The organism is Vibrio chemaguriensis, assembly GCF_012275705.1.
GTDB classification, from domain to species: Bacteria; Pseudomonadota; Gammaproteobacteria; order Enterobacterales; family Vibrionaceae; genus Vibrio; species Vibrio diabolicus.
In genome coordinates, this window is the sequence record NZ_SHOE01000008.1 from 31,723 (window position 1) to 54,124 (window position 22,402).

A 22,402-nucleotide genomic window follows, 5' to 3' on the forward strand; every position below is an offset into this window, starting at 1 on the left:
CTATAACCTTAAAAAAACATACACCATTTCTGAGTGCTTGGCGAAATGTTGAACGATGGCTATAAAGGCGCGCATGGTAACGCATTAAATCGCTCATTAAAACTGTTTTAGATCATCATTCCGGCGATATTTCTCTCTTGCCGTGCGAGAAATTACGCAATATCCTGTTTCTATCTGCTTTGAAAGGTATAGCTATGGAAACCGAAATAGAACTGAAGTTTTTTGTTTCTCCTGAATTTTCAGAAACTTTAAAAGAAAAAATTTCTGAGACAAAAGTACTTCAGCATAGTTGTCGTGACTTGGGTAACACCTACTTTGATACCGCCGATAAATGGCTGAGAAAGCACGACATTGGTTTAAGAATTCGCCGTTTTGATGATGTATTCGTCCAAACCGTAAAGACAGCAGGACGCGTCGTCGCAGGCTTACATCAAAGACCAGAATACAATGCTGAGCACACTAGCGACGAGCCTAACCTGTCGCTTCATCCTGTAGACATTTGGCCGCCAGGCAAAGACGCAGCAACGCTGCAATCTGAGCTTATGCCGTTATTCTCGACCAACTTCACACGTGAACAGTGGCTGATTGGCATGCCAGATGGTAGCCAAATAGAAGTGGCGTTTGACCAAGGTATGGTCGTAGCCAAAGGTGAAGATGGGGAAGAGAAACAAGAACCGATTTGCGAAGTTGAACTGGAACTTAAATCGGGCCAAACCGATGCCCTATTTACACTAGCACGTAGCTTTTGCGAGCAAGGTGGCATGCGTTTGGGTAACTTGAGTAAAGCGGCGAAAGGCTATCGACTTGCAAGTGGCTATGCAGGTGATGAAGTAAAATCGTTGGCGCTTGTGGACAGTAGCCCGACGGATACCGTTGAATACTGCTTGATCAACTCTTTAGAACACGCCCTATCTCACTGGCATTATCACGAGCAAATTTATGCTGAGCGTGACAATGTGGAAGCGCTACGTGAAATCAGCAATGCCATTCGTTTTATTCGTCAAACATTGACCATTTTTGGTGGTGTTGTCCCTCGTCGCGCGAGTGCGATTCTGCGCCAAGAGCTTAAATGGTTGGAAGAAGAACTGAGTTGGTTGGATGAGCATGCACACCTTGAAGAGCTCTTAGATGACAAAGGCAATGTGCTGCGTAAGTTGGATGCGCGTAAGTTCTTAGTATCTGAGTTGACTCAGCAGTTACAAGAGCTGCCAAGCCGTGAAGAAGTGCTAGGGTTGCTCAATTCCGCGCGTTACACCGGGTTATTACTGGATCTTAGTCGCTGGATCTTAGCGCGTGGCTGGCAGCCGTTTCTTGATGAAAAAGCGCGCGAAAAAATGGCAAGTAATATCATGCCGTTTTCAGTCACTCAGCTCGATCGCACTTGGGCAGAACTAATGGAAGCTTTCCCTGCAGAGCGCGACCTGACGGCGCAAGAGTACGTTGATCAGCGCTATCGCTTGCTGCGTAACCTCTATACCGGTATTGGTTTCGCGAGTCTATATAACTCGGATGAGCGTAACAGCTTCCGTTTGCCATGGGCGGATCTGGTGCATGGTATTGATGATCTGCTAATGCTGAACCACTTACTTCCGTTGGTTGATATGTTGGAAGACGCAGAAAAAGAGCAGTTAGAACGCTGGTTGCACCGTCAAGAGCGTTCAATTTTGCATGCAATGGATCAAACCCGAGCGATCAGTGTGGAAGTTCAGCCTTATTGGCGTGAATGATCACCTTGAGTACCTGTACAAAAAATAGGACCGCATGGTCCTATTTTTTTGTCTTTGTTTTGCTTTGTTGCAGCTCTTTTTCTATGAAGTCGAGTCGTTCTAGTATTTGCGTTTGTTGGCTTAGGAGCTGCTCGAGCATACGTTCTTTATTGATTAAGCTGTGCGTCTGTTGTTTTGTCGGGGCAGTAAGGATAGAGGTGATAAGACCCGAAATCATACCAAAGATCCCCACACCACAAACAATGATGATGACGGCTAAAAACTTTCCTATTGAGGTCACCGGATAATGATCGCCGTAACCAACGGTTGAGATCGTTACGAATACCCACCACAAAGCATCGGCGCCAGTGCGAATATTCGCTTCTGGGTTTTTCGCTTCAATAAACAGCATTGCACTAGAACCGAGCGTAATGAGGATCACCATCAACAGTAATATTGAGGCGACCGTGGTTTCGCGGCGGTTCTCTTTGAGCTGATGCAAAATGAACTTCGACGAGCGCAGTACTAATACCACTCGAAGAATATGAAAGATACGAGCAAAGCGCAGTGGCTCTATTAATGGGATGCTCGCCACGAAATCTATCCAATGACGTCTAAGAAATAACCACCGATCTGTGGACCGGATCAAATCAATGGTGAGCTGTAATAGAAAAATACTACAGATTATGAAATCCAGACCGATAAGAACTTGACGGGTTTCGTGATCGATCGGGAAAAACAACAAGCCAGAGATCACAAATAGTGCCATAAAAGACAATATTAGTGACAACAGGCCCATCGGTCGTGTGCTGTCTTTGATATCATTGTTTTTCATACGAAGCTCAAAATAAATCGCGTAACCACGCTAAACGCGAACATAACTATAAGTAATATAAAGATTATAGATAAAGACTATATAAGACTCGGTGGAGAACTGACAATGGAAAAGCTGGCATTTAAGCCATGGGAAAGGGTCATATCCGACATTCGACTGGTTCCTAAAATGGTCATGTTGATGGTCTTCAGTACTGTCCTGATAGTGGCAAAACAACTGTGGGACGCGAACACCTTTTACGATTCACTTTTAGCGGCGACACAAAACGCGCAAGTTGCCCAACAGCATTACGAAGCATATTTAACGCAAGTTGCTTGGCAAACTGCCTTATTGATTGTGGTTTTTGTCGTGCTCTTATTAGCGGCGGCTAGAGTGATGCTGCGTCAAACACAGTATCTGAGCGACGCGATCAAACTGATGGCGAGCAAGAACCTCTCCGTGCCATTTGGTATGGATTGTAAAGATGAATACGGAGACGTGGCACGCGAGTTAGAAAAAACACGTCGCCAACTGCACGATGTGATTCAAATGCAAATTAATGCTTCTGATGAGTTATCTACACTTACGGAAGTGATGACGCTGAGCATGTCGGAAACGAAAGAGTCGGCGCAAGAAGAGTTTAACGAAATTGATCAACTTGCGACGGCGATGAGTGAAATGTCGTCGACGGTGCAAACCGTCGCAGAACATGCCCAGACGGCGTCTTCTCTTACAGAGCAAGCTTCCGCACAAGCGATTTCTGGTCAACAGTTCTTGCAAAGTACGATGGCGAAAATGAGTGAACTCTCGTCGGACATCGCTTCATCGGCGCAGGCGGTTAACCAGGTCGAAGAACGTGTTGAATCCATTGGTAGTGTTGTGGGTACGATTCAAGGTATCTCTGAACAAACTAACCTGCTTGCACTGAATGCGGCTATTGAAGCTGCGCGAGCTGGCGAGGCGGGTCGTGGTTTTGCGGTGGTTGCAGATGAAGTTCGTAACCTTGCACAGCGTACACAACAAGCGACGGTAGAAATTCAAGAGATGATTGCTCAGCTGCAAACCAGTGCAGAATCTGCTGTAGAACTCATGGAGAAAAGCGTAGTGGAAGCGGCCGATGGAAACGAGCTGGTTTCTAATGCTGGATCTGAGCTCGATGGTATTGTTGGGCAAGTGACGCAAATTAATGACATGAACTTCCAGATCGCGACGGCGTCTGGTCAGCAAAGTAGTGTTGCAGAAGAGATGAGTCAAAACCTCACCAATGTACGTGAGCTGGTGGAAGCCTCGGTTGTGGTTGTGACAGAGCTGCTAGAAACTTCTGAAATGATGCAAAATAATGCTGGCGAGTTAGACAAGAAGATCAAATCTTTCCAAGTTTAATATTCTATCCAGAACTTTTGATAAAACGCCCACAAACCTTTTGTGGGCGTTTTTATTTGCTTTAAGTCTGGTATAAAGAATGAGTTACCGTGCTTTTCAAACAAGGAAGAAAAATGCAGCTGCCTTCGCCACTGATTTCTATCGCTGAATCTGCCGTACAAAATGCTCAAGAGGCAGGTTATTTTCCCCTTTGGCCAGATGAGATTGCGCAGCAATTTCGCTATGTGGCGGGCTTAAGCCAGTTTATTACCGAGGCCATTCATCGCGATGAAGTTTTAGCCCGTGAGTTGCCAAGCATGTTAGCGCAATCAAGTCGTCAGGAATCTTACCGCTCACGTCTTGCTGCACTGTTGGGACAATGCCCGGATGAGATGTCTGGTCATCGCGTGTTGCGTCAGTTTCGCAACCGAGAAATGGTGTACATTGCGTGGAAGGATTTCACGCATACATGGTCGCTAGAAACGTCTTTAAGCCACTTATCCGAGTTGGCTGAAGCGATGATTTTTGAAACCTATCAATGGCAATATCAAGCGTGTTGTCAGGAGTGGGGAACGCCGACGAGTGAGGAAGGTGAAGTTCAGCCGATGTTGATTATCGGCATGGGGAAACTGGGTGGTGGCGAGTTAAACTTTTCTTCCGATATCGATCTGATTTTCACGTATCCAGAAAACGGTGAGACTCAAGGCGCGCGCCGCAGCATTGCCAATGCCCAGTTCTTTACTCGTCTTGGTCAACGCATCATCAAAGCGCTCGACCAACAAACCTTCGATGGCTTCTGTTACCGCGTAGATATGCGTTTGCGTCCGTTTGGTGAGAGTGGTCCATTAGTCATGAGCTATGCGGCACTAGAGGATTACTATCAAGAACAGGGACGTGACTGGGAGCGTTACGCAATGATCAAAGCTCGAGTGATGGGGTGCGAAATGTACCCGCAATACCAAGAGCTACGTCAAATGCTGCGTCCTTTTGTTTTTCGTCGCTATATTGATTTCAGTGCGATTCAGTCTTTGCGTCGGATGAAATCGATGATCAGTAGTGAGGTTCGCCGCCGAGGTTTGAACAACAACATTAAGTTAGGTGCAGGTGGCATCCGAGAAATTGAATTTATCGCCCAAGTTTTTCAATTAATTCGAGGTGGTCGCGAGCCTTCTCTTCGTAATCGAGGGTTGTTGGAAACGCTGCAAGGCATTGAAGAGCTGGCGTTACTCACTTCGCAAGAAGTCAGCAGTCTAGAGGCTGCATACAAGTACTTGCGTCAATTAGAAAACTTGTTGCAAGCGATGGCGGACAAGCAAACCCAGACGTTACCTGATTGCGAAACCGAACGTTTAAAGCTCGCCACCGCGATGCAAATGACCTCTTGGGACCAACTGATTGAGCAAACTCAGCAGCACATGGCGAATGTCCATCAAGTGTTTGAGTCGTTAATTGGTGATGATGAAGAAGACGAGGGTACTACGGTTGCTCGTCATTTTCATGAGTTATGGGATATGGCGAACAAACAAGATGTGCTTGAACATATCTTGCAGCAGGATATTCAGGTTGAAGACTTTGCTTCATGCGCGAAAACCATCATCAACTTTAAAACCGATCTGGCTAAAAAAACGTTAGGACCGCGTGGACGCGAAGTGTTAAACCGTTTGATGCCGAAGGTGTTTGATGCGGTGTTTGCCCACCCTGATGCACAGTTTGGTTTACCGCGAGTGCTGCATTTACTGCACAATATCTGCACTCGTACGACTTATCTGGAGTTATTGGATGAGCACCCAGCGGCTCTAGTACAGCTCGTGCGTTTGTGTACCGCAAGCCCAATGATTTCAGAGCAGCTATCTCGGTATCCGATCTTACTCGATGAATTGATCGACCCTGCACAGTTATACAATCCAATTCCATTAGACAGTTACCGCGCAGAGCTACGTGATTATCTGGCCCGTATTCCAGAAGATGATATGGAGCAGCAAATGGAAGCGTTGCGTCAGTTTAAGCAAATCTGCATTTTACGTATTGCGGCGGCGGATATTGCTGGTGCATTGCCGGTGATGAAAGTGAGTGATCACTTAACCTATTTGGCGGAAGCTATCGTTGATGCGGTGGTCAGTCAGGCTTGGTTGCAAGTGTCCGAAAAATACGGCGAGCCAACGCATGTAAAAGATCGTGAAGGCAAGGGTTTTGCCGTCATTGGCTATGGCAAAGTCGGTGGTTGGGAACTCGGCTATAACTCCGACTTGGATATCGTCTTCATGCATGACTGCCCAGTCAATGTCTATACAGATGGCAAAAAGGAAATCGACGGTCGTCAGTTCTACCTTCGCCTAGCGCAGCGCATCATCCATATTTTCTCGACTCGCACCGCTTCCGGCATTTTGTACGAAGTCGATACCCGCTTGCGCCCATCTGGCGCGTCAGGTTTGTTGGTTAGCCCAACCGATGCGTTTGAAGATTATCAGCATCAAGAAGCCTGGACATGGGAGCATCAAGCACTTGTGCGCGCGCGCTTGATTTACGGCGATGAACCCCTTGCCATTGCATTTCACAATACGCGACATGATGTGTTGTGCAAAGCGCGCGATCGGGCGGAACTGAAAAAAGCCGTTGTCGAAATGAGAGAGAAAATGCGCGGTCATCTTGGGGGGAAAAAGCCCGGCCGTTTTATGCTCAAGCAAGATGTGGGAGGGATTACCGATATCGAATTTCTCGCTCAGTACTTAGTGCTCAACTATAGTCACGATAAGCCGAAATTAACGCGTTGGTGTGATAATGTGCGCATCTTTGAAACACTCATTGCACAAAATGTCATGGACGAAGACCAGGCAATGCAGTTGATACGTGCCTACACGACAATGCGAAACGAAATACACCGACGAAATCTACTCAATTTAGATGCTGATGTGGTGGAAGATAAGTTTGTTGCCGAAAGGGAGTGGGTAAAACAGGCTTGGAATCAGTGGTTCAGTTAAGACCATATATTTAGCCTCGATAAGGGCTGTGATAAACTCACTTCGATTTAATTTTTGGAGACCAATAATGAAACCAATTCTACCTGATTACAACAGCGCTGGTGTGCTCATCATCGGTGATGTCATGCTAGATCGTTACTGGTATGGCCCAACCGGACGTATTTCTCCTGAAGCGCCGGTTCCTGTTGTAAAAGTAGAAAACAATGAAGAGCGTCCTGGTGGTGCTGCGAACGTTGCGATGAACATCGCATCACTAGGTGGCCATGCTCACATTGTTGGTCTAACAGGGGAAGATGAGCCTGCAAAAGTGCTGACGGAGACGCTGAGCTCACTCAATGTGAAGTGCGATTTCGTTGCACTGCCTGATTACCCAACGATCACGAAGCTTCGCGTAATGAGCCGTGGACAACAGCTTATTCGTCTCGACTTCGAAGATAAGTTTGAAAACACGGATTCTGCACCTGTGCTATCGCGTATGGATGCCGCTCTGCCAAACGTTAAAGCCGTGATTATGTCTGACTACGCAAAAGGCTCGTTAGAGCATGTTCAGGCATACATCCAAAAAGCGCGCGCAGCAAACATTCCAGTTTTCATTGACCCTAAAGGTGCGGATTTTGAACGCTACCGCGGAGCAACACTCTTAACACCAAACATGAAAGAGTTTGAAGATGTTGTTGGCAAAGTAAAATCAGACCAAGAGCTGGTTGAAAAAGCACTTCAGCTTGTTGAAGAGTTTGATTTTGAAGCGCTACTGGTTACGCGTAGTGAAAACGGCATGACGTTGATCCGCCGTGGTCAAGAGCCATTCCACCTTCCGACTCAAGCGAAAGAAGTGTACGACGTGACAGGTGCGGGCGACACGGTTATCTCTGTATTGGCAGCGTCTGTTGCCGCAGGCAAATCCTTCGAAGAAGCGTGTGCACTAGCGAATGCGGCGGCTGGCGTTGTTGTTGGTAAGCTTGGTACCTCGACCTTGTCTGAAATTGAACTGGCAGAAGCGGTACATGGCAGCCAAGACACGGATTACGGTGTAATTTCAGAAAAAGCGCTGATTGAAGCAGTGAAAAAAGCCCGTGCACGTGGCGAGAAAGTCGTTATGACAAACGGCTGCTTTGATATTCTTCACGCTGGGCATGTGTCTTACTTAAACCATGCTGCTGAACTTGGTGATCGCCTGATTGTTGCGGTAAATACCGATGAATCAGTGAAGCGTCTTAAAGGGCCTGGTCGTCCTGTGAACCCAACCGATCGCCGCATGGCGGTATTGGCAGGTTTGGGCGCTGTGGATTGGGTAGTACCATTTAGTGAAGATACGCCGCAACGTTTGATCTCGGAAGTTCTGCCAAGCTTGCTAGTAAAAGGTGGTGACTACAAACCAGAAGAGATTGCTGGTGGTAAAGAAGTCATTGCTGCAGGTGGCAAAGTTCGTGTATTGAACTTTGAGGATGGGTGCTCAACCAGTGAAATCATCAATGCAATCAAAGGCGGTAAGGGCTAAGCCTACGATTTGTTGGCATTGAAACGCTATTTGTTTGTAAAAGGTCGCCAAGTGCGGCCTTTTTGATACTTGATGTTCTGAGATACTCTTCGTCTCTTAACTGCAAGCAATAAAAAACGCCAGCTGATAAATCAACTGGCGTTTTTATTTATTGAGAACTGAAGCATTCAGTCAGCAATTATTTTGCTGCTTTCAAACCTGCATCAACGTCTAAGATGTCTTGTTCGCTTAGCGTACCAACGGCTTGGCGTAGCTGAAGAACACTTAAGATGTAGTCGTAGCGAGCGTTCGATAGGTTTTTATTCGCATCGTATAGACGACGAGTTGCGTCTAGCACGTCAACGATAGTACGAGTACCCACATCAAAACCTGCTTCTGTTGCCTCTAGTGCAGAGCGCGCAGAAATAACGGCTTGCTCATAAGCACGTAGTGCGCCGATAGAGGCGTTAATGTTGTTGTTTTGTGCGCGAACATCTTTTACTACGCTACGGTATTGTGCTTCAAGATCTTCACTTGCAGCCACGTACGCGTATTCAGCCTGTTTGGTTTGAGAGGTGACCTTACCACCCGTGTATAGCGGCACCGCAAGGTTCACACCGATATTGAAGTTGTCTGTGGTGTTGTCACGAGAGCTATGAGACGTATCACCGTAGTTATAACCACCGTCTAGAGACAGCGTTGGTAGATGACCAGAACTTGCTAGTGAAATATTGTCACGTGCGATATCTTGAAGAATACGTGAAGATAGCAAGGTCAGGTTTTTGGTTTTTGCTTCGTCAATTAGCGACTCAGCAGGCACGGTCGATGGACTAGCAGTGAAGCGGCGAGTGTCCAAGATGTTGAGATCTTTGTGCTCTTGACCGGTGATTTCACGTAATGACTCGTAGCTGTTAGTCAGTGCGTTTTCTGCTAACACCTCATCCGCCAGTACTTGGTCGTACTGAGCTTGCGCGTCGTGTACGTCAGTGATCGCAGATAAACCTACTTCAAAACGCTGTTTTGTTTGCTCTAGTTGACGACCCACTGCGGCTTTTTCTGCACGGACGAAGACAAGGTTGTCTTGTGCGCGTAGAACTTCAAAATACGCTTGTGAAACACGAAGAATTAGTGCTTGTTGAGTCGCAGCGTAAGTTGCGTCTGCTTGGCGAGCACTTTTCTCAGCGGTATCTAGCGAGATCCAAGATGCGCGGTTGTAAAGTGCTTGTGAAAAGCTAACGCCAGCGGTTAGAGCGTTGGCATCGTTTGATACGTCATTGACTAGATTTGAGTCGTATTCAGTATCGCCACGAGTTAAGTTGTAACCTGCTGTTAGGTTAATTTGTGGTAATAGAGCACTACGGCTTGAGGTGATTGCTTCGAAAGCTTGGTCACGTTGTGCTGCTACACTGAGCAATTGTGGATCATTTTGTTTTGCTAAGTCGTAGATTTCAGCCAAAGAGTCTGCGAACGCAGACGTACTCATGCTACCTAGCGCTGCACTGATAAATAGTGGAAGCAATTTTTTCATTTTCTATTCCCGCGGTCAATAGATTGGTTAATTCTCAGTAGTTTAACTCAATTTGCACGATATTTACTCTAAAGTTTGCACTTTTTTACACGTAATTATCCAGTTGTGCAATAAATTTTCACCAAAGACTTAAATTAATTTGTAACTATTGTACAAAAAGTTGAGCCAAGTCCTTTGAGCAAGCGAATAACAATGAGTAAACTACAAGATTCACTCAGAGAGGTGTCGAATGCAACAGTGTGACAAACAACAAAAGGATTTTACTTCGCAAGATGTAAAAGTCATCTCGAAAGAAACCTTATTTGAAGGCTTTTTCAAAATGGTGAAATATCGCTTTCAGCATAAGCTATTTGCTGGAGGTTGGAGCGAGGTTGTCGAACGAGAAATGTTCGAGCGTGGTCATGCTGCAGCGATGCTTCCTTATGATCCAAATACGGATCAAGTGGTTATCATTGAACAGATTCGAGTAGGAGCCTTAGAGCATCAACACCCATGGCAGCTAGAGATTGTCGCGGGTATGATTGACCGTGATGAATCAGCTGAAGCCGTCATTCGCCGAGAAGCTGTCGAAGAGGCGGGGATACAAGTGGGGCGTGTTGCGCCAGTCACCTCTTATTATCCTTCTGCTGGCGGTTGCTCGGAAAAGTTGGACGTATTTGTTGGTGAAGTGGACGCATCTAAAGCGCACGGCATTCATGGTTTAGACTATGAGAATGAAGATATTCGCGTACATGTTTTGAGTCGCGAGCAAGCATATCAATGGGTGAAAGACGGAAAATTTGAAAATGGTGCGTCGATTATTGCGTTGCAATGGTTGCAATTAAACCATCAAGAGTTGAAGTCACAGTGGGGGCAACCCCAAATGGTGGAGAGTAAGTAATGGCACAAGTGGCTGAAAAACAGAGGTATCATGTTGATTTAGCGGGTCTAATGAGAACCTATGAGACCAACTACGCTAAATTGAACGCCTTATTGCCTGCTTCTGCCGAAGTTGGGGATGTACGCTGCTATCAAGCGGCGAACATGGTTTACCAACTGACCGTGAATGAAATCACAAAATACACCACAGTTGTTGAGATATGTCAGAGTGATGAAACGCCAGTGTTTCCTTTACCGACGATGTCTGTCAGGCTTTATCACGATGCGAGAGTAGCCGAAGTATGCTCAAGCGGAGAGTTCTCTCGCATAAAAGCTAAGTATGATTATCCCAACGACCAACTGATGCAGAAAGATGAAAAGCATCAACTAAACACATTCCTCGGTGAATGGCTGACGTTTTGTTTACGAAGTGGTATCAGTAGAACACCACTTGCCTTCAATTGATCGTCACGTCACTAAAGGAAAATAACAAATAACGATATAGTGGACGAATCAGGTTTTCATTTTGCAATCATCTAGTGACAGCATCAAACTTTTACAAATTACGGATACTCATCTGTTTGCTGCCGATGAGGGAAGTTTGCTGAGCGTAAAAACGGCCGATAGCTTTAACGCTGTTGTTGCTGATGTTTTACGCCGCAACGTGACGTTTGATTACATCTTGGCGACAGGGGACATTTCCCAAGACCATAGTGCAGAATCTTACCAGCGCTTTGCCGAAGGCATTGAACCGCTAGAGAAAGACTGCTTTTGGTTGCCTGGTAATCATGACTACAAGCCCAATATGGGCAGTGTATTACCTTCGCAACAAATCAAAGCGGCAGAGCATGTATTGCTTGGCGCGCATTGGCAGTTGGTTCTTTTAGACTCGCAAGTTGTTGGCGTTCCCCACGGACGCTTGAGTGATCAGCAGTTAGCGTTACTCGAAGAAAAGTTAACAGAACACCCAGAAAGGCACACACTTGTGTTGCTGCATCACCATCCATTATTAGTGGGAAGCGCGTGGCTTGATCAACATACCTTAAAAGATGCCGAAGCGTTCTGGCACGTTGTCGATCGTTTTGATAACGTGAAAGGCATTCTTTGTGGACATGTTCATCAAGATATGAATGTGCTTCATAATGGTATTCGAGTGATGGCAACACCCTCGACGTGTGTTCAGTTTAAGCCTAACTCGGATGATTTTGCCCTCGATACGACTTCGCCTGGTTGGCGTGAACTGCAGCTGCATGCTTGTGGTGATATTACGACTCAAGTGGGCCGACTTCCTGATGGCCAGTTCCAACCAGACTTCTCTTCTAACGGATACTAACGCGCCCGAGCTCTATGTTCGGGCTCGCTTTTTTGTGCGAGATATCTATGAGTAAACCTTCACTTCTTCTGTATATCCATGGTTTTAACAGCTCCCCACTCTCAATGAAAGCCAATGTGATGAGAGCATACTGCGAGCAGCATCGTCCTGATATCAAAGTGATTGTTCCCCAGTTACCTTGTTATCCTCAACAAGCGGCGAAAATGTTGTTGGATATCATCGAGCAATATAAAGACGACTATAACATTGGTCTGGTGGGCAGCTCATTAGGCGGCTTTATGTCAATGTGGCTAAATGACAAGTTTGGATTTAAAGCGGTTGTGGTCAACCCCGCGGTTAAGCCCTATGAGTTGTTAGTAGATTATTTGGGTGAGCAAACTAACCCTTATACGCACGAAACCTATACACTTGAAGCTTGTCATATTGACGAGTTAAAAGCTCTTGATGTACAAAGCATCGCGTCGCCACATTCTTTCTGGTTGTTGCAGCAAACAGAAGATGAGGTTTTAGACTATCGACAAGCGGTAGATAAGTTTGCAGACGCTAAGCAAACAGTAGAACAAGGCGGTGATCACAGTTTTGTAGGCTTTGAGCGTTATCCTGCACAGATTATCGAATTTCTAGAACTGTAATTCGAAAGCGATTGGAAAAGGCTCATAGTTTTTATTGATATATCCAACCGTTTCTTGACATGGGCGGTATGCTTTCCGACTATGTTTTGCCAAAAGATCTTAAGGGTCGAGGACCCTGGCTACTTTGTTATGCATCATGTTTACAAGCACTTAGTGATGTGAACAGGGTGGCTTTTTCGTTTCCTGAGTATGGGTTCACCCATTGGTGATATTCAGGCAACAAGTAAACTTTGAGAATAATTCCGTATTATGACTGAACAATATAATGCTGGTGCCATTGAAGTACTGAATGGCTTAGAGCCAGTACGTCGCCGACCAGGGATGTATACGGATACAGCGCGCCCAAACCATTTGGGCCAAGAAGTTATCGACAACAGTGTCGATGAAGCGCTAGCCGGACATGCCTCAAAAGTACAAGTCATCCTACATGCCGACCAATCACTAGAAGTGATCGATGATGGTCGAGGCATGCCTGTTGATATCCACCCAGAAGAGAAAGTGTCAGGCGTAGAGTTAATCCTATGCAAGCTGCACGCAGGTGGTAAGTTCTCTAACAAAAACTACCAATTCTCTGGTGGTTTGCACGGGGTAGGTATTTCGGTAGTAAACGCGTTGTCAAAACGCGTTGAAGTAACCGTTCGTCGTGATGGCCAAGTGTATGAAATTGCATTTGAGCACGGTGATAAAGTCTCTGACCTGACCGTAACCGGCACGTGTGGTCGTCGCAATCGCGGTACCAGCGTGCATTTCTGGCCTGATGCGAAGTACTTCGATTCAGCTAACTTCTCTGTTACGCGCCTAGTCAATAATCTGCGCGCAAAAGCGGTTTTGTGCCCGGGCCTAGAAATTACATTAACCGACAAAGTTAATGGTAAAGACTATAAGTGGTACTACGAAGACGGTCTTAAAGACTATCTTGCGGAAGGCGTAAAAGGCTACCCAGTTATTCCTGAAGAACCATTTACTGGTGAGTTCTTGGCGGATACCGAAGCGGCAAACTGGGCGGTAATTTGGCAGCCAGAAGGTGGTGAGATGATCACCGAAAGCTACGTTAACCTGATCCCAACCGCTCAAGGTGGTACGCACGTTAATGGTCTACGCCAAGGCTTGTTAGAAGCGATGCGCGAATTCTGTGAGTTCCGTAATCTATTACCTCGTGGCGTGAAGCTAACGGGTGATGACGTTTTCGACCGCTGTTCTTACGTGTTGTCGGTTAAAATTCAAGATCCGCAATTTGCAGGCCAGACCAAAGAACGTCTGTCCTCTCGTCAAACTGCGGCATTTGTCTCTGGCGTAGTAAAAGATGCGTTCAGTCTTTGGTTGAACGAAAAGCCTCAGCTAGCAGAGCAATTGGCAGAAGTCTGTATCGCTAATGCGCACCGTCGTATGCGTGCAGCGAAAAAAGTCGTACGTAAGAAAGTGGCGTCCGGCCCGGCACTGCCAGGTAAGTTGACCGACTGTTCAGCACAGGACTTAAGTCGCACTGAAATCTTCTTTGTGGAGGGTGACTCTGCGGGTGGCTCGGCAAAACAGGCACGTGACCGTGAATTCCAAGCCGTGATGCCACTACGTGGTAAGATTTTGAACACGTGGGAAGTCTCTGCTGACCAAGTATTAGCATCTCAAGAAGTACACGATATCTCAGTGGCTTTGGGGATTGATCCTGACAGCGATAACCTTGAGGGGTTGCGCTACGGTAAGATCTGTATCCTTGCCGATGCGGACTCGGATGGTCTTCACATTGCAACGCTGCTTTGTGCTCTATTTACTCGTCACTTCCGTGCACTGGTTGAAGCGGGTCATATCTATGTGGCGATGCCGCCTCTGTATCGAATCGACTGTGGTAAAGAAGTGTTCTACGCCCTCGATGACGATGAAAAAGATGGCATTTTAGAGCGCTTGTCGAAGAAGAAAGCCAAAATCAACGTGCAACGATTCAAAGGTCTGGGTGAGATGAACCCACTTCAGTTGCGTGAAACCACCATGGATCCGAACACGCGTCGCTTAGTGCAGCTAACCATTGACGACTCTACGGCGACCATGGAAATGATGGACATGCTGCTGGGCAAAAAGCGTGCAGATGACCGTCGTTCTTGGCTACAAAACAACGGCGACTTGGCAGAGGTGTAACGGATGTCTACAGAAATTACCTACGATGGCGTCGAACAGTTGCCAATGCGCAAGTTCACTGAAGACGCTTATCTGAACTACTCGATGTACGTCATCATGGACCGCGCCTTGCCATACATTGGTGATGGCTTAAAGCCGGTTCAACGACGCATCATTTATGCGATGTCAGAGCTTGGTCTCTCTGCATCAGCAAAATACAAAAAATCTGCACGTACCGTTGGTGACGTGTTAGGTAAATACCATCCGCACGGTGATTCAGCGTGTTACGAAGCGATGGTATTGATGGCTCAGCCATTCTCTTACCGCTATCCATTAGTGGATGGTCAAGGTAACTGGGGTGCGCCAGATGACCCGAAATCATTTGCGGCAATGCGTTATACCGAAGCAAAACTGTCTAAGTTTGCTGAAGTATTGCTAGGCGAACTGGGCCAGGGCACGGTTGAATGGCAACCTAACTTTGATGGCACAATGAAAGAGCCACAAATGTTGCCAGCACGTCTGCCTCATATCTTGCTTAACGGTGTAACCGGTATTGCGGTTGGTATGGCAACAGACATCCCACCGCATAACGTTCGTGAAATCGCAGATGCGACTATTCATTTGATCGACAACCCGAAAGCAGAACTGCCGGACGTGATGCAATATGTTAAAGGTCCGGATTACCCAACAGAAGCAGAAATCATCTCGCCGCAAGCGGATATTGAGAAGATTTACCGCAATGGTCGCGGCAGCATCAAGATGCGCGCGGTATGGCACAAAGAAGGTTCTGATATCGTTATCACCTCTCTGCCACACCAAGTATCGGGTGCAAAACTGCTTGAGCAAATCGCCAACCAGATGCGTGCGAAGAAGCTACCAATGGTTGACGATCTTCGTGACGAGTCGGATCACGAGAACCCAACGCGTATCGTTGTGGTACCTAAGTCAAACCGCGTCGATTGTGATTTGTTGATGAACCACTTGTTCGCATCAACGGATCTTGAGCGCAGCTACCGCGTTAACTTGAACATGATTGGTTTGGATAATCGTCCTCAAGTTAAAGGTCTGGTGCAAATTCTGTCAGAGTGGATTGAGTTCCGTCGCACGACCGTACGTCGTCGTCTACAACACCGCCTAGACAAAGTCATGGCTCGCTTACACATTTTGGAAGGTTTGTTGGTTGCTTACCTAAACCTAGATGAAGTGATTGAGATCATCCGTACTGAAGATGACCCTAAAGCGGTATTGATGGCACGTTTTGGTATTACCGATATCCAAGCGGATGCGATTCTAGACACCAAACTTCGTCACCTAGCCAAACTAGAAGAGATGAAGATCCGTGGTGAGCAAGACGAACTAGAGAAAGAGCGTGAGAAGCTAGAACTGCTACTCGGTTCTGAGCGTCGTCTAAACACACTACTGAAAAAAGAAATCAAAGCGGATGCTGAGAAATACGGTGATGACCGTCGATCTCCATTGGTTGAGCGTGCAGAAGCAAAAGCGCTTACTGAACGTGATCTTGTTCCAAGCGAACCAATCACGGTTGTGCTTTCTGAGAAAGGTTGGATTCGTCACGCGAAAGGCCATGACGTAGATGCAGAAGGCCTGAACTATAAGTCGGGTGATAAATACTTAGCGCACGCACGAGGTAAGAGTAATCAGCCTGCGGTATTCCTAGGTAGTGACGGTCGAAGTTACTCTCTGGAATCGCACTCGCTGCCTTCTGCTCGTAGTCAAGGTGAGCCGATTACCGGTCGTTTGAATATTACGGCTGGTAGCAGTATTCGCCAAGTGATCATGAGTGAAGAAGAGCAGCTGTGGCTGGTGGGCTCAGATGCAGGTTACGGCTTTGTATGTAAAGGCGCTGACTTGCTGTCTAAAAACCGCAGTGGTAAAGCGCTGGTCACTTTACCGGCTAACTCTGAGGTCATGACGCCAAAAGCGATTGAAGATTTAGATTCTGATGAAATCTTAGCAATTACTAACCAAGGTCGCATGCTGCTGTTCCCAATCAAAGACCTGCCACAACTGGCGAAAGGTAAAGGGAATAAGATCATCAACATTCCTGCTGCTAAAGCAAAAGAGCGAGAAGAAGTACTATCTCACTTAATGTCTTTACCAAAAGGTGCATCGTTAACGTTGTACGCGGGTAAGCGAAAATTGGGTCTTAAACCGTCTGACCTTGATAACTTCCGTGGCGAACGTGGTCGCCGAGGTGGGTTACTACCAAGAGGTTTGCAGCGAGTCACTCGCATTGAGGTTGAGCTGGACGATTCCGATACGACGGAAACACCGAGCGATAGCGAGTAACGCACAAATAAAAATCCCAGCCAATGGCTGGGATTTTTTATGCTTCTTGCTTGTCTTCAGCAATCGTGACTTTCAAGCTCATCTCTTTTCCTTTGCGAATGATGCCGACGTCCACGGTGGTGCCAGGACGTAAATCGGTGACGATATCCATGACGCTCTGACGCCCTTGCACTTTATTGCCATCAATACTGATAATGATGTCCTGCTTTTGGAAGCCTGCTGTATTGGCTGGACCATTTGGATCAATACCAAGCACGACAATACCACCTATGTGTTCATTTCCAAGTAGGCGAGCAGTGACCGCATTAATGTCTTGGCCGTCGATACCAATATAGCCACGAATCACGCGACCATCAGCGATGATTTTCTGCATGATCTTGCTGGCTAGTGGCGCAGGGATCGCAAAGGAAATACCGTAAGTTTCTAAATCAGTCGCTTGTTGGAAAGAGGCGGTATTGATGCCGACGAGCTCACCTTGAGTGTTCACTAGGGCGCCACCAGAGTTCCCCTCATTGATGGCGGCATCGGTTTGAATAAATGCTTGGCGACCGTCGCTAATAGATGAGCGTCCTGTTGCTGAAATAATGCCGAACGTTGTGGTTTGCCCAAGGTTGTATGGGTTACCGATGGCTAGGACCACATCACCAACTTGTGGTTTGTAATTAGAGTTAAGAGGAATAACAGGTAAATTCGAACCTTCGACACGAAGTACGGCAATGTCTGTGCGTTTATCCGTGCCAACTAGCTGAGCTGCCGCGGCTCTACCGTCTTGTAATGCGACAACAATTTGGTCTGCTTGAGCAACCACATGGTAGTTGGTAATGATGTAGCCTTTCTCACTGACAATGACACCTGAACCCAGACCTTGAGTCGAGAGTTTACTGCGATCATTTTCAACATATTTACGGCTGTAGATGTTTACTACGGCAGGTGCTGCTCTTCGCACCGCCTGATTAAATGTCAACTCAACGGACGCGATATTAACAGGTTGCGGATCTAGCGCGGCAGGAATTACGTTGTTGCGCAAAGATGGTACCGCCAGTAATACCACTGCGGCAGTAGCCAAGCCTAAAAAGACAGAACGTAATAAAAAGCTGAGCATATCCTCTCCATGCATGAGCGCCAAAATGGCATAGAAGATGAAGAATAGCATTACATTGAAAAATAACAAAAGGGCAGCACGGAATCGTGCTGCCCTTTTCATTAGCTATTGAGCGATAAGGAAAAGTATTCGAGGCTTATTACTCGATGCTATGCATTGAAAACCTTATTTCCTATCACTTTGAAAGTGACTAACGAATAACAAGATAAATAGTACGTTCGCCACGCTGAATATTCAGAGCTAATACGCCTTTGTGCTTATCCACGATTGCACGAAGCTCAGCAAGGTTTTTCACGCGCTGACGGTTTACACCGATAATGATGTCCCCTTGTTGTAATTGATATTGAGCAGCCGGAGAGTTATCTGCAACGCTCGATACTTTAACGCCTTGAATTGCATCACTTGGTGTCGTATTGCTTAACTCAGCACCCTTGAGCCCTTCGTGTAATGTTTCGGCTTTGGCTTTCATATTTGTAGATTCGCCAAGCGTTACATCAAAGGTTTTATTCTTACCATCTCGAACCACACCTAACGTGATTTCTTTTCCTGCGCCCAGCGTTGCCACTTTTGCGCGGAGCTCTGAGAAAGTATTAATCGCTTTGCCGTTTACCGATACAATTACATCACCGGCTTTCAATCCAGCTTTATCGGCTGCGCTGTCCGGTACGACTTGACCAATAAAGGCTCCTTTACTCGACTCGTAACCCAATGCATCAGCCAGCTCAGAGGTTACTTCACCGCCCTGTACACCCAACATGCCGCGTTTGACTTCACCAAACTCTAGAATTTGCTCGGTGAGGTTTTTCATCATGTTGGACGGAATCGCAAAGCCAATCCCCACGTTACCGCCGTTAGGGCCTAAAATCGCAGTATTAATACCGATCAGCTCACCATTAAGGTTGACTAATGCACCACCAGAGTTACCGCTGTTAATTGCGGCATCTGTTTGGATGAAGTTTTCGAAGTTTTCAACGTTTAAGCCACTGCGGCCTAACGCTGAGACGATGCCCGACGTCACGGTTTGACCGAGCCCGAATGGGTTACCAATCGCAACCGTAAAGTCACCTACGCGAAGTTTGTCGGAATCTGCGACTTTAATTTGCGTTAAGTTTTTCGCTTTTTCTAATTTAAGCAACGCAACATCGGCCATCTCATCGCCGCCAACGAGCGTAGCGTCATACTCGCGACCATCATAGAGGCGAACTCGAATCTCATCCGCGCCCTTGATTACGTGGTAGTTAGTGACGATATGCCCTTTTTTCGCATCAATAATGACACCAGAACCTAAACCTCTGAACGGGCGCTCACGCCTTTGCTCCATCGGAAAGTCCGGTCCAAAGAAGAATTGAAATTGTTCGGGAATACGGCTGGTTTGTACTTGTTTGCCTTCTACAGCAATACTCACAACAGCAGGGGTTACTTTCTCAAGCATGGGCGCCAAGCTAGGTAACTGTTGGCCATCCACATTTAAAGGTAATGCGGCGGTGGCTTGAACTGGCGCAATAATAGAGCCCAAACTCAGAGATAGAACGGTGAGCGCAAGCAGTGGTTTTTTCATCCAATAACTCCTCTTGAAACATGTCTGCCAAAAAGAAATATCCGAACGGTTAGTTCACTTTGTTAATAACTAATATAGGGCCTAGTTCGGATAATCAAAGGGGGAGGCAGTTCACATCCAAGTTAGAGCAAAGGTAAGAAGAAAAAGTTCAAAAAAGGGCCGATACAAATGTATCGGCCCTAGTAGGTAGAGGTAAGAGAAGGTTATGATGCTTTTGCGGTTACCGCTTCGGGAGCATTAATGATTTCTTTCTCTTGATCCTTTAAAAGACCCGTTGCGCCATTGGCGTAGTCTTTTGGCTGTTCGTTAAACTCTGGTTGATCTTCTGCAATAGCTTCAGAAGACATTGCCGTTTTCTTATCAAACGGGTTGTCTTGCTCTGGCAAGTTTGGCAAAAGCTCAGAAGAGGTCTTAGCCATATGTTGGTACAGCTTGGTGTAATCTTTACCTAGTGTATCCAACATTTCTGCGGTTTGTGCAAAATGATCGACGAGCTCTTGACGTTGTTGCTCTAGTTCAAACTTGGCCGCTTCAAGTTCTTTCTGCACAGACTTTTGTTTCTTGTATTCAGGGGTGGTTAGTCTACTAATGACTACGCCTACGATTGTACCGACCAGCAAACCCACAATGGCATAAATCCAAGGCATAACTGCTCCTTATAGTTGTTTTAACAAGTCTTTTACTACTTAGTTACACGCGGTGCTAGTCCATGTTACTATGGCTTGAACAGCCGATAAAGAAAAATAGCAGTATGTCTTCGGGGACTGATAACTACTTCTCTCTATTCTCAAAGTTGACCCCGAGGTAACCCTTTTCCCAGTACCTCTATACGACTTAATACGATGACACCACTACAACAATATCAAAAAGACATAGCAGAACACGGGTTTCAGCGTGATGAAGCTCAGTATCAAGCGGTCGTTGCATTAGATAAGCTTTACCATGCTATCGTTGAATTTCAGTCAGCTCCTGTGCCCCAGCTTTCCAAATGGCAAAAGCTCATGGGGAAAAAAATCGACATGCCTGAACCCCCAAAAGGTCTTTACTTTTGGGGAGGAGTCGGACGCGGTAAAACGTACCTCATGGATGCGTTTTTTGATGCTTTACCAACCCAAAGAAAAATGCGCGTACACTTTCACCGCTTCATGTATCGAGTACATGATGAGTTGAAGCTGTTAGGTGATGTCGAAAATCCGCTAGCAAAAGTAGCGGATAAATTCAAAGAAGAAGCGGATGTGGTTTGCTTTGATGAATTTTTTGTCTCTGACATTACGGATGCGATGATCCTTGCAACGTTACTCCAAGAGATGTTCAAGCGGCAGATGATCCTAGTCGCGACTTCAAACATCGAACCGCAGAACTTATATCGTAATGGCTTACAAAGAGCGCGCTTTTTGCCTGCAATTGATATGATTTTGGCACGTTGTGACGTGTTGAATGTTGATAGTGGCGTTGATTATCGCTTAAGAACGCTTGAACAGGCCGAAATATACCATTATCCACTTGATGAACAGGCCAACATTAATCTCAACAAGTATTATCAGCAGCTGACGGGCGAACGTCAGATCGTCGCTCATCAAATCGAAGTTAATCACCGTCAGCTTGAGGTAATTGAAGCGAGTGATGGGGTTCTGCATGCGTCGTTTGCTCAGTTATGCCAAACCGCTCGCAGTCAAAATGACTACATTGAGCTGTCCCGAATTTATCACACGGTATTACTGGCGGACGTTCAACAGATGAACCGAAAAATAGATGACGCTGCGAGGCGTTTTATCGCACTGGTCGATGAGTTTTACGAGCGCAATGTGAAGTTGATTATTTCTGCTGAAGTGCCAATGGAAGACTTATATACTGAGGGGCAGCTCGAGTTTGAATTTAAGCGCTGTTTGTCTCGGCTCACTGAGATGCAAAGTCATGAGTACCTCGCGCGTGAGCATTTGGCCTAAATCTAGTGTGTTCTTAAAAAGTGAAGAAAAAATTAGTGATTTGGCGCAAAAAAAGGTGATTTTTTCTTCGCTCTTCTCTATAATCCTGCGACCCACCGTTACTGCAGACCGGATTATCGAAGTTATTTCGAAATTGAAGGTCGAGAGTACCAACGACTCGAAGGGGTGATGACTGGGCTCTTAGACAGTGTGGGAGCACCAGAACGGTGTTCCTTAAAGTTTAAATTTTAATTAACGGGTTATTATTAGCATGAAAACTTTCGTTGCTAAACCAGAAACTGTAAAACGCGACTGGTACGTTGTAGACGCTGAAGGTAAAACTCTTGGTCGTCTAGCAAGTGAAATTGCATCTCGCCTACGTGGCAAACATAAAGCTGAATACACTCCTCACGTTGACGCTGGTGACTACATCATCGTTATCAACGCTGAGAAAGTTGCTGTAACTGGTAACAAAGCTAAGAACAAAGTGTACTACCGTCACTCTGAGTTCCCAGGTGGTCTAAAATCTATCACTTTTGAAAAGTTGATCGATCGTAAACCTGAGATGGTTCTTGAGCTTGCAGTTAAAGGCATGCTTCCACGTGGTCCTCTAGGCCGTGCTATGTACCGTAAGCTTAAAGTTTACGCAGGCGCTGAGCACAACCATGTTGCTCAACAACCACAAGTACTAGACATCTAATTGGGGATTT

General features: G+C 46.3%; 16 protein-coding genes and 1 pseudogene. 12 read left to right on the forward strand and 5 right to left on the reverse strand.

Annotated features, from left to right (window positions below):
* The first annotated feature begins 194 nt into the window (after positions 1–194).
* Positions 195–1,727: a CYTH and CHAD domain-containing protein gene (locus EX191_RS09395; protein WP_005395946.1), complete on the forward strand. Its 1,533-nt coding sequence runs from the start codon at positions 195–197 to the stop codon at positions 1,725–1,727.
* 40 nt (positions 1,728–1,767) lie between these two features.
* On the opposite strand, the gene EX191_RS09400 is transcribed toward EX191_RS09395, so the two are convergent.
* Positions 1,768–2,541 (reverse strand): potassium channel family protein, encoded by a 774-nt coding sequence (locus EX191_RS09400; protein WP_164666717.1) that lies wholly within the window; start codon positions 2,539–2,541, stop codon positions 1,768–1,770.
* 105 nt (positions 2,542–2,646) lie between these two features.
* Here EX191_RS09400 and EX191_RS09405 point away from each other — a divergent pair, with 105 nt between their 5' ends.
* The 3 genes and pseudogenes from EX191_RS09405 to hldE all read left to right on the forward strand — a co-directional run bounded on the left by EX191_RS09405 (position 2,647) and on the right by hldE (position 8,358).
* The gene (locus tag EX191_RS09405) at positions 2,647–3,903 is read left to right on the forward strand and encodes a methyl-accepting chemotaxis protein (RefSeq protein WP_005395942.1); all 1,257 of its coding nucleotides are present in this window, start codon (positions 2,647–2,649) and stop codon (positions 3,901–3,903) included.
* A gap of 191 nt (positions 3,904–4,094) precedes the next feature.
* Positions 4,095–6,860, forward strand: a pseudogene (gene glnE, locus EX191_RS09410) (bifunctional [glutamate--ammonia ligase]-adenylyl-L-tyrosine phosphorylase/[glutamate--ammonia-ligase] adenylyltransferase); the annotation flags it as partial.
* Positions 6,861–6,927: 67 nt separating this feature from the next.
* Positions 6,928–8,358, forward strand: a complete 1,431-nt coding sequence (hldE, locus tag EX191_RS09415) for a bifunctional D-glycero-beta-D-manno-heptose-7-phosphate kinase/D-glycero-beta-D-manno-heptose 1-phosphate adenylyltransferase HldE (RefSeq protein WP_193447637.1) — start codon at positions 6,928–6,930, stop codon at positions 8,356–8,358.
* A 178-nt stretch (positions 8,359–8,536) separates the two neighbouring features.
* Here the strand turns inward: hldE and tolC are convergent, their stop codons facing one another.
* Entirely contained in the window at positions 8,537–9,865 is a 1,329-nt protein-coding gene (gene tolC / locus EX191_RS09420) for an outer membrane channel protein TolC (protein WP_193447638.1), read from the reverse strand.
* A 229-nt stretch (positions 9,866–10,094) separates the two neighbouring features.
* On the opposite strand from tolC, the gene nudF reads away from it, so the two are divergent.
* The 6 genes from nudF to parC all read left to right on the forward strand — a co-directional run bounded on the left by nudF (position 10,095) and on the right by parC (position 17,107).
* Complete coding sequence (gene nudF, locus EX191_RS09425) at positions 10,095–10,745, forward strand: ADP-ribose diphosphatase (protein ID WP_012842164.1); 651 nt, start codon at positions 10,095–10,097, stop codon at positions 10,743–10,745.
* Positions 10,745–11,188 (forward strand): DUF1249 family protein, encoded by a 444-nt coding sequence (locus tag EX191_RS09430; RefSeq protein WP_005395930.1) that lies wholly within the window; start codon positions 10,745–10,747, stop codon positions 11,186–11,188. Before nudF ends, EX191_RS09430 begins: the two co-directional genes overlap by 1 nt.
* Before the next feature lie 61 nt (positions 11,189–11,249).
* Entirely contained in the window at positions 11,250–12,056 is an 807-nt protein-coding gene (gene cpdA / locus EX191_RS09435; protein WP_193447639.1) for a 3',5'-cyclic-AMP phosphodiesterase, read from the forward strand.
* A gap of 47 nt (positions 12,057–12,103) precedes the next feature.
* On the forward strand, positions 12,104–12,688 hold the full coding sequence (yqiA, locus tag EX191_RS09440; RefSeq protein ID WP_046874000.1) for an esterase YqiA: 585 nt from the start codon (positions 12,104–12,106) through the stop codon (positions 12,686–12,688).
* 249 nt (positions 12,689–12,937) lie between these two features.
* Positions 12,938–14,818, forward strand: a complete 1,881-nt coding sequence (parE, locus tag EX191_RS09445) for a DNA topoisomerase IV subunit B (protein WP_006743361.1) — start codon at positions 12,938–12,940, stop codon at positions 14,816–14,818.
* Positions 14,819–14,821: 3 nt separating this feature from the next.
* Positions 14,822–17,107 (forward strand): DNA topoisomerase IV subunit A, encoded by a 2,286-nt coding sequence (parC, locus tag EX191_RS09450; RefSeq protein WP_104971255.1) that lies wholly within the window; start codon positions 14,822–14,824, stop codon positions 17,105–17,107.
* Between the two features lie 37 nt (positions 17,108–17,144).
* On the opposite strand, the gene degS is transcribed toward parC, so the two are convergent.
* The 3 genes from degS to zapG all read right to left on the reverse strand — a co-directional run bounded on the left by degS (position 17,145) and on the right by zapG (position 20,414).
* Positions 17,145–18,209 carry an outer membrane-stress sensor serine endopeptidase DegS gene (gene degS / locus EX191_RS09455; protein ID WP_193447640.1) on the reverse strand — a complete coding sequence of 355 codons (1,065 nt, stop codon included), beginning with the start codon at positions 18,207–18,209 and terminating at the stop codon, positions 17,145–17,147.
* A 190-nt stretch (positions 18,210–18,399) separates the two neighbouring features.
* A complete protein-coding gene (locus tag EX191_RS09460) occupies positions 18,400–19,767 on the reverse strand; it encodes a Do family serine endopeptidase (RefSeq protein ID WP_005395920.1) in 1,368 nt (455 codons plus the stop codon).
* 203 nt (positions 19,768–19,970) lie between these two features.
* Positions 19,971–20,414, reverse strand: coding sequence for a Z-ring associated protein ZapG (gene zapG / locus EX191_RS09465; RefSeq protein WP_005395919.1), 444 nt, complete (start codon positions 20,412–20,414; stop codon positions 19,971–19,973).
* Positions 20,415–20,609: 195 nt separating this feature from the next.
* On the opposite strand from zapG, the gene zapE reads away from it, so the two are divergent.
* Together zapE and rplM are read left to right on the forward strand one after the other, a co-directional pair.
* Positions 20,610–21,713: a cell division protein ZapE gene (gene zapE, locus EX191_RS09470; RefSeq protein ID WP_005395918.1), complete on the forward strand. Its 1,104-nt coding sequence runs from the start codon at positions 20,610–20,612 to the stop codon at positions 21,711–21,713.
* A gap of 250 nt (positions 21,714–21,963) precedes the next feature.
* Positions 21,964–22,392, forward strand: coding sequence for a 50S ribosomal protein L13 (gene rplM / locus EX191_RS09475; protein ID WP_012842158.1), 429 nt, complete (start codon positions 21,964–21,966; stop codon positions 22,390–22,392).
* Positions 22,393–22,402 lie beyond the last annotated feature (10 nt).

Coding starts and splice junctions, on each gene's coding strand:
- EX191_RS09395 (WP_005395946.1), top strand. CDS start 195: ATGGAAACCGAAATAGAACTGAAGTTTTTTGTTTCTCCTGAATTTTCA.
- EX191_RS09400 (WP_164666717.1), bottom strand. CDS start 2,541: ATGAAAAACAATGATATCAAAGACAGCACACGACCGATGGGCCTGTTG.
- EX191_RS09405 (WP_005395942.1), top strand. CDS start 2,647: ATGGAAAAGCTGGCATTTAAGCCATGGGAAAGGGTCATATCCGACATT.
- hldE (WP_193447637.1), top strand. CDS start 6,928: ATGAAACCAATTCTACCTGATTACAACAGCGCTGGTGTGCTCATCATC.
- tolC (WP_193447638.1), bottom strand. CDS start 9,865: ATGAAAAAATTGCTTCCACTATTTATCAGTGCAGCGCTAGGTAGCATG.
- nudF (WP_012842164.1), top strand. CDS start 10,095: ATGCAACAGTGTGACAAACAACAAAAGGATTTTACTTCGCAAGATGTA.
- EX191_RS09430 (WP_005395930.1), top strand. CDS start 10,745: ATGGCACAAGTGGCTGAAAAACAGAGGTATCATGTTGATTTAGCGGGT.
- yqiA (WP_046874000.1), top strand. CDS start 12,104: ATGAGTAAACCTTCACTTCTTCTGTATATCCATGGTTTTAACAGCTCC.
- parE (WP_006743361.1), top strand. CDS start 12,938: ATGACTGAACAATATAATGCTGGTGCCATTGAAGTACTGAATGGCTTA.
- parC (WP_104971255.1), top strand. CDS start 14,822: ATGTCTACAGAAATTACCTACGATGGCGTCGAACAGTTGCCAATGCGC.
- degS (WP_193447640.1), bottom strand. CDS start 18,209: ATGCTCAGCTTTTTATTACGTTCTGTCTTTTTAGGCTTGGCTACTGCC.
- EX191_RS09460 (WP_005395920.1), bottom strand. CDS start 19,767: ATGAAAAAACCACTGCTTGCGCTCACCGTTCTATCTCTGAGTTTGGGC.
- zapG (WP_005395919.1), bottom strand. CDS start 20,414: ATGCCTTGGATTTATGCCATTGTGGGTTTGCTGGTCGGTACAATCGTA.
- zapE (WP_005395918.1), top strand. CDS start 20,610: ATGACACCACTACAACAATATCAAAAAGACATAGCAGAACACGGGTTT.
- rplM (WP_012842158.1), top strand. CDS start 21,964: ATGAAAACTTTCGTTGCTAAACCAGAAACTGTAAAACGCGACTGGTAC.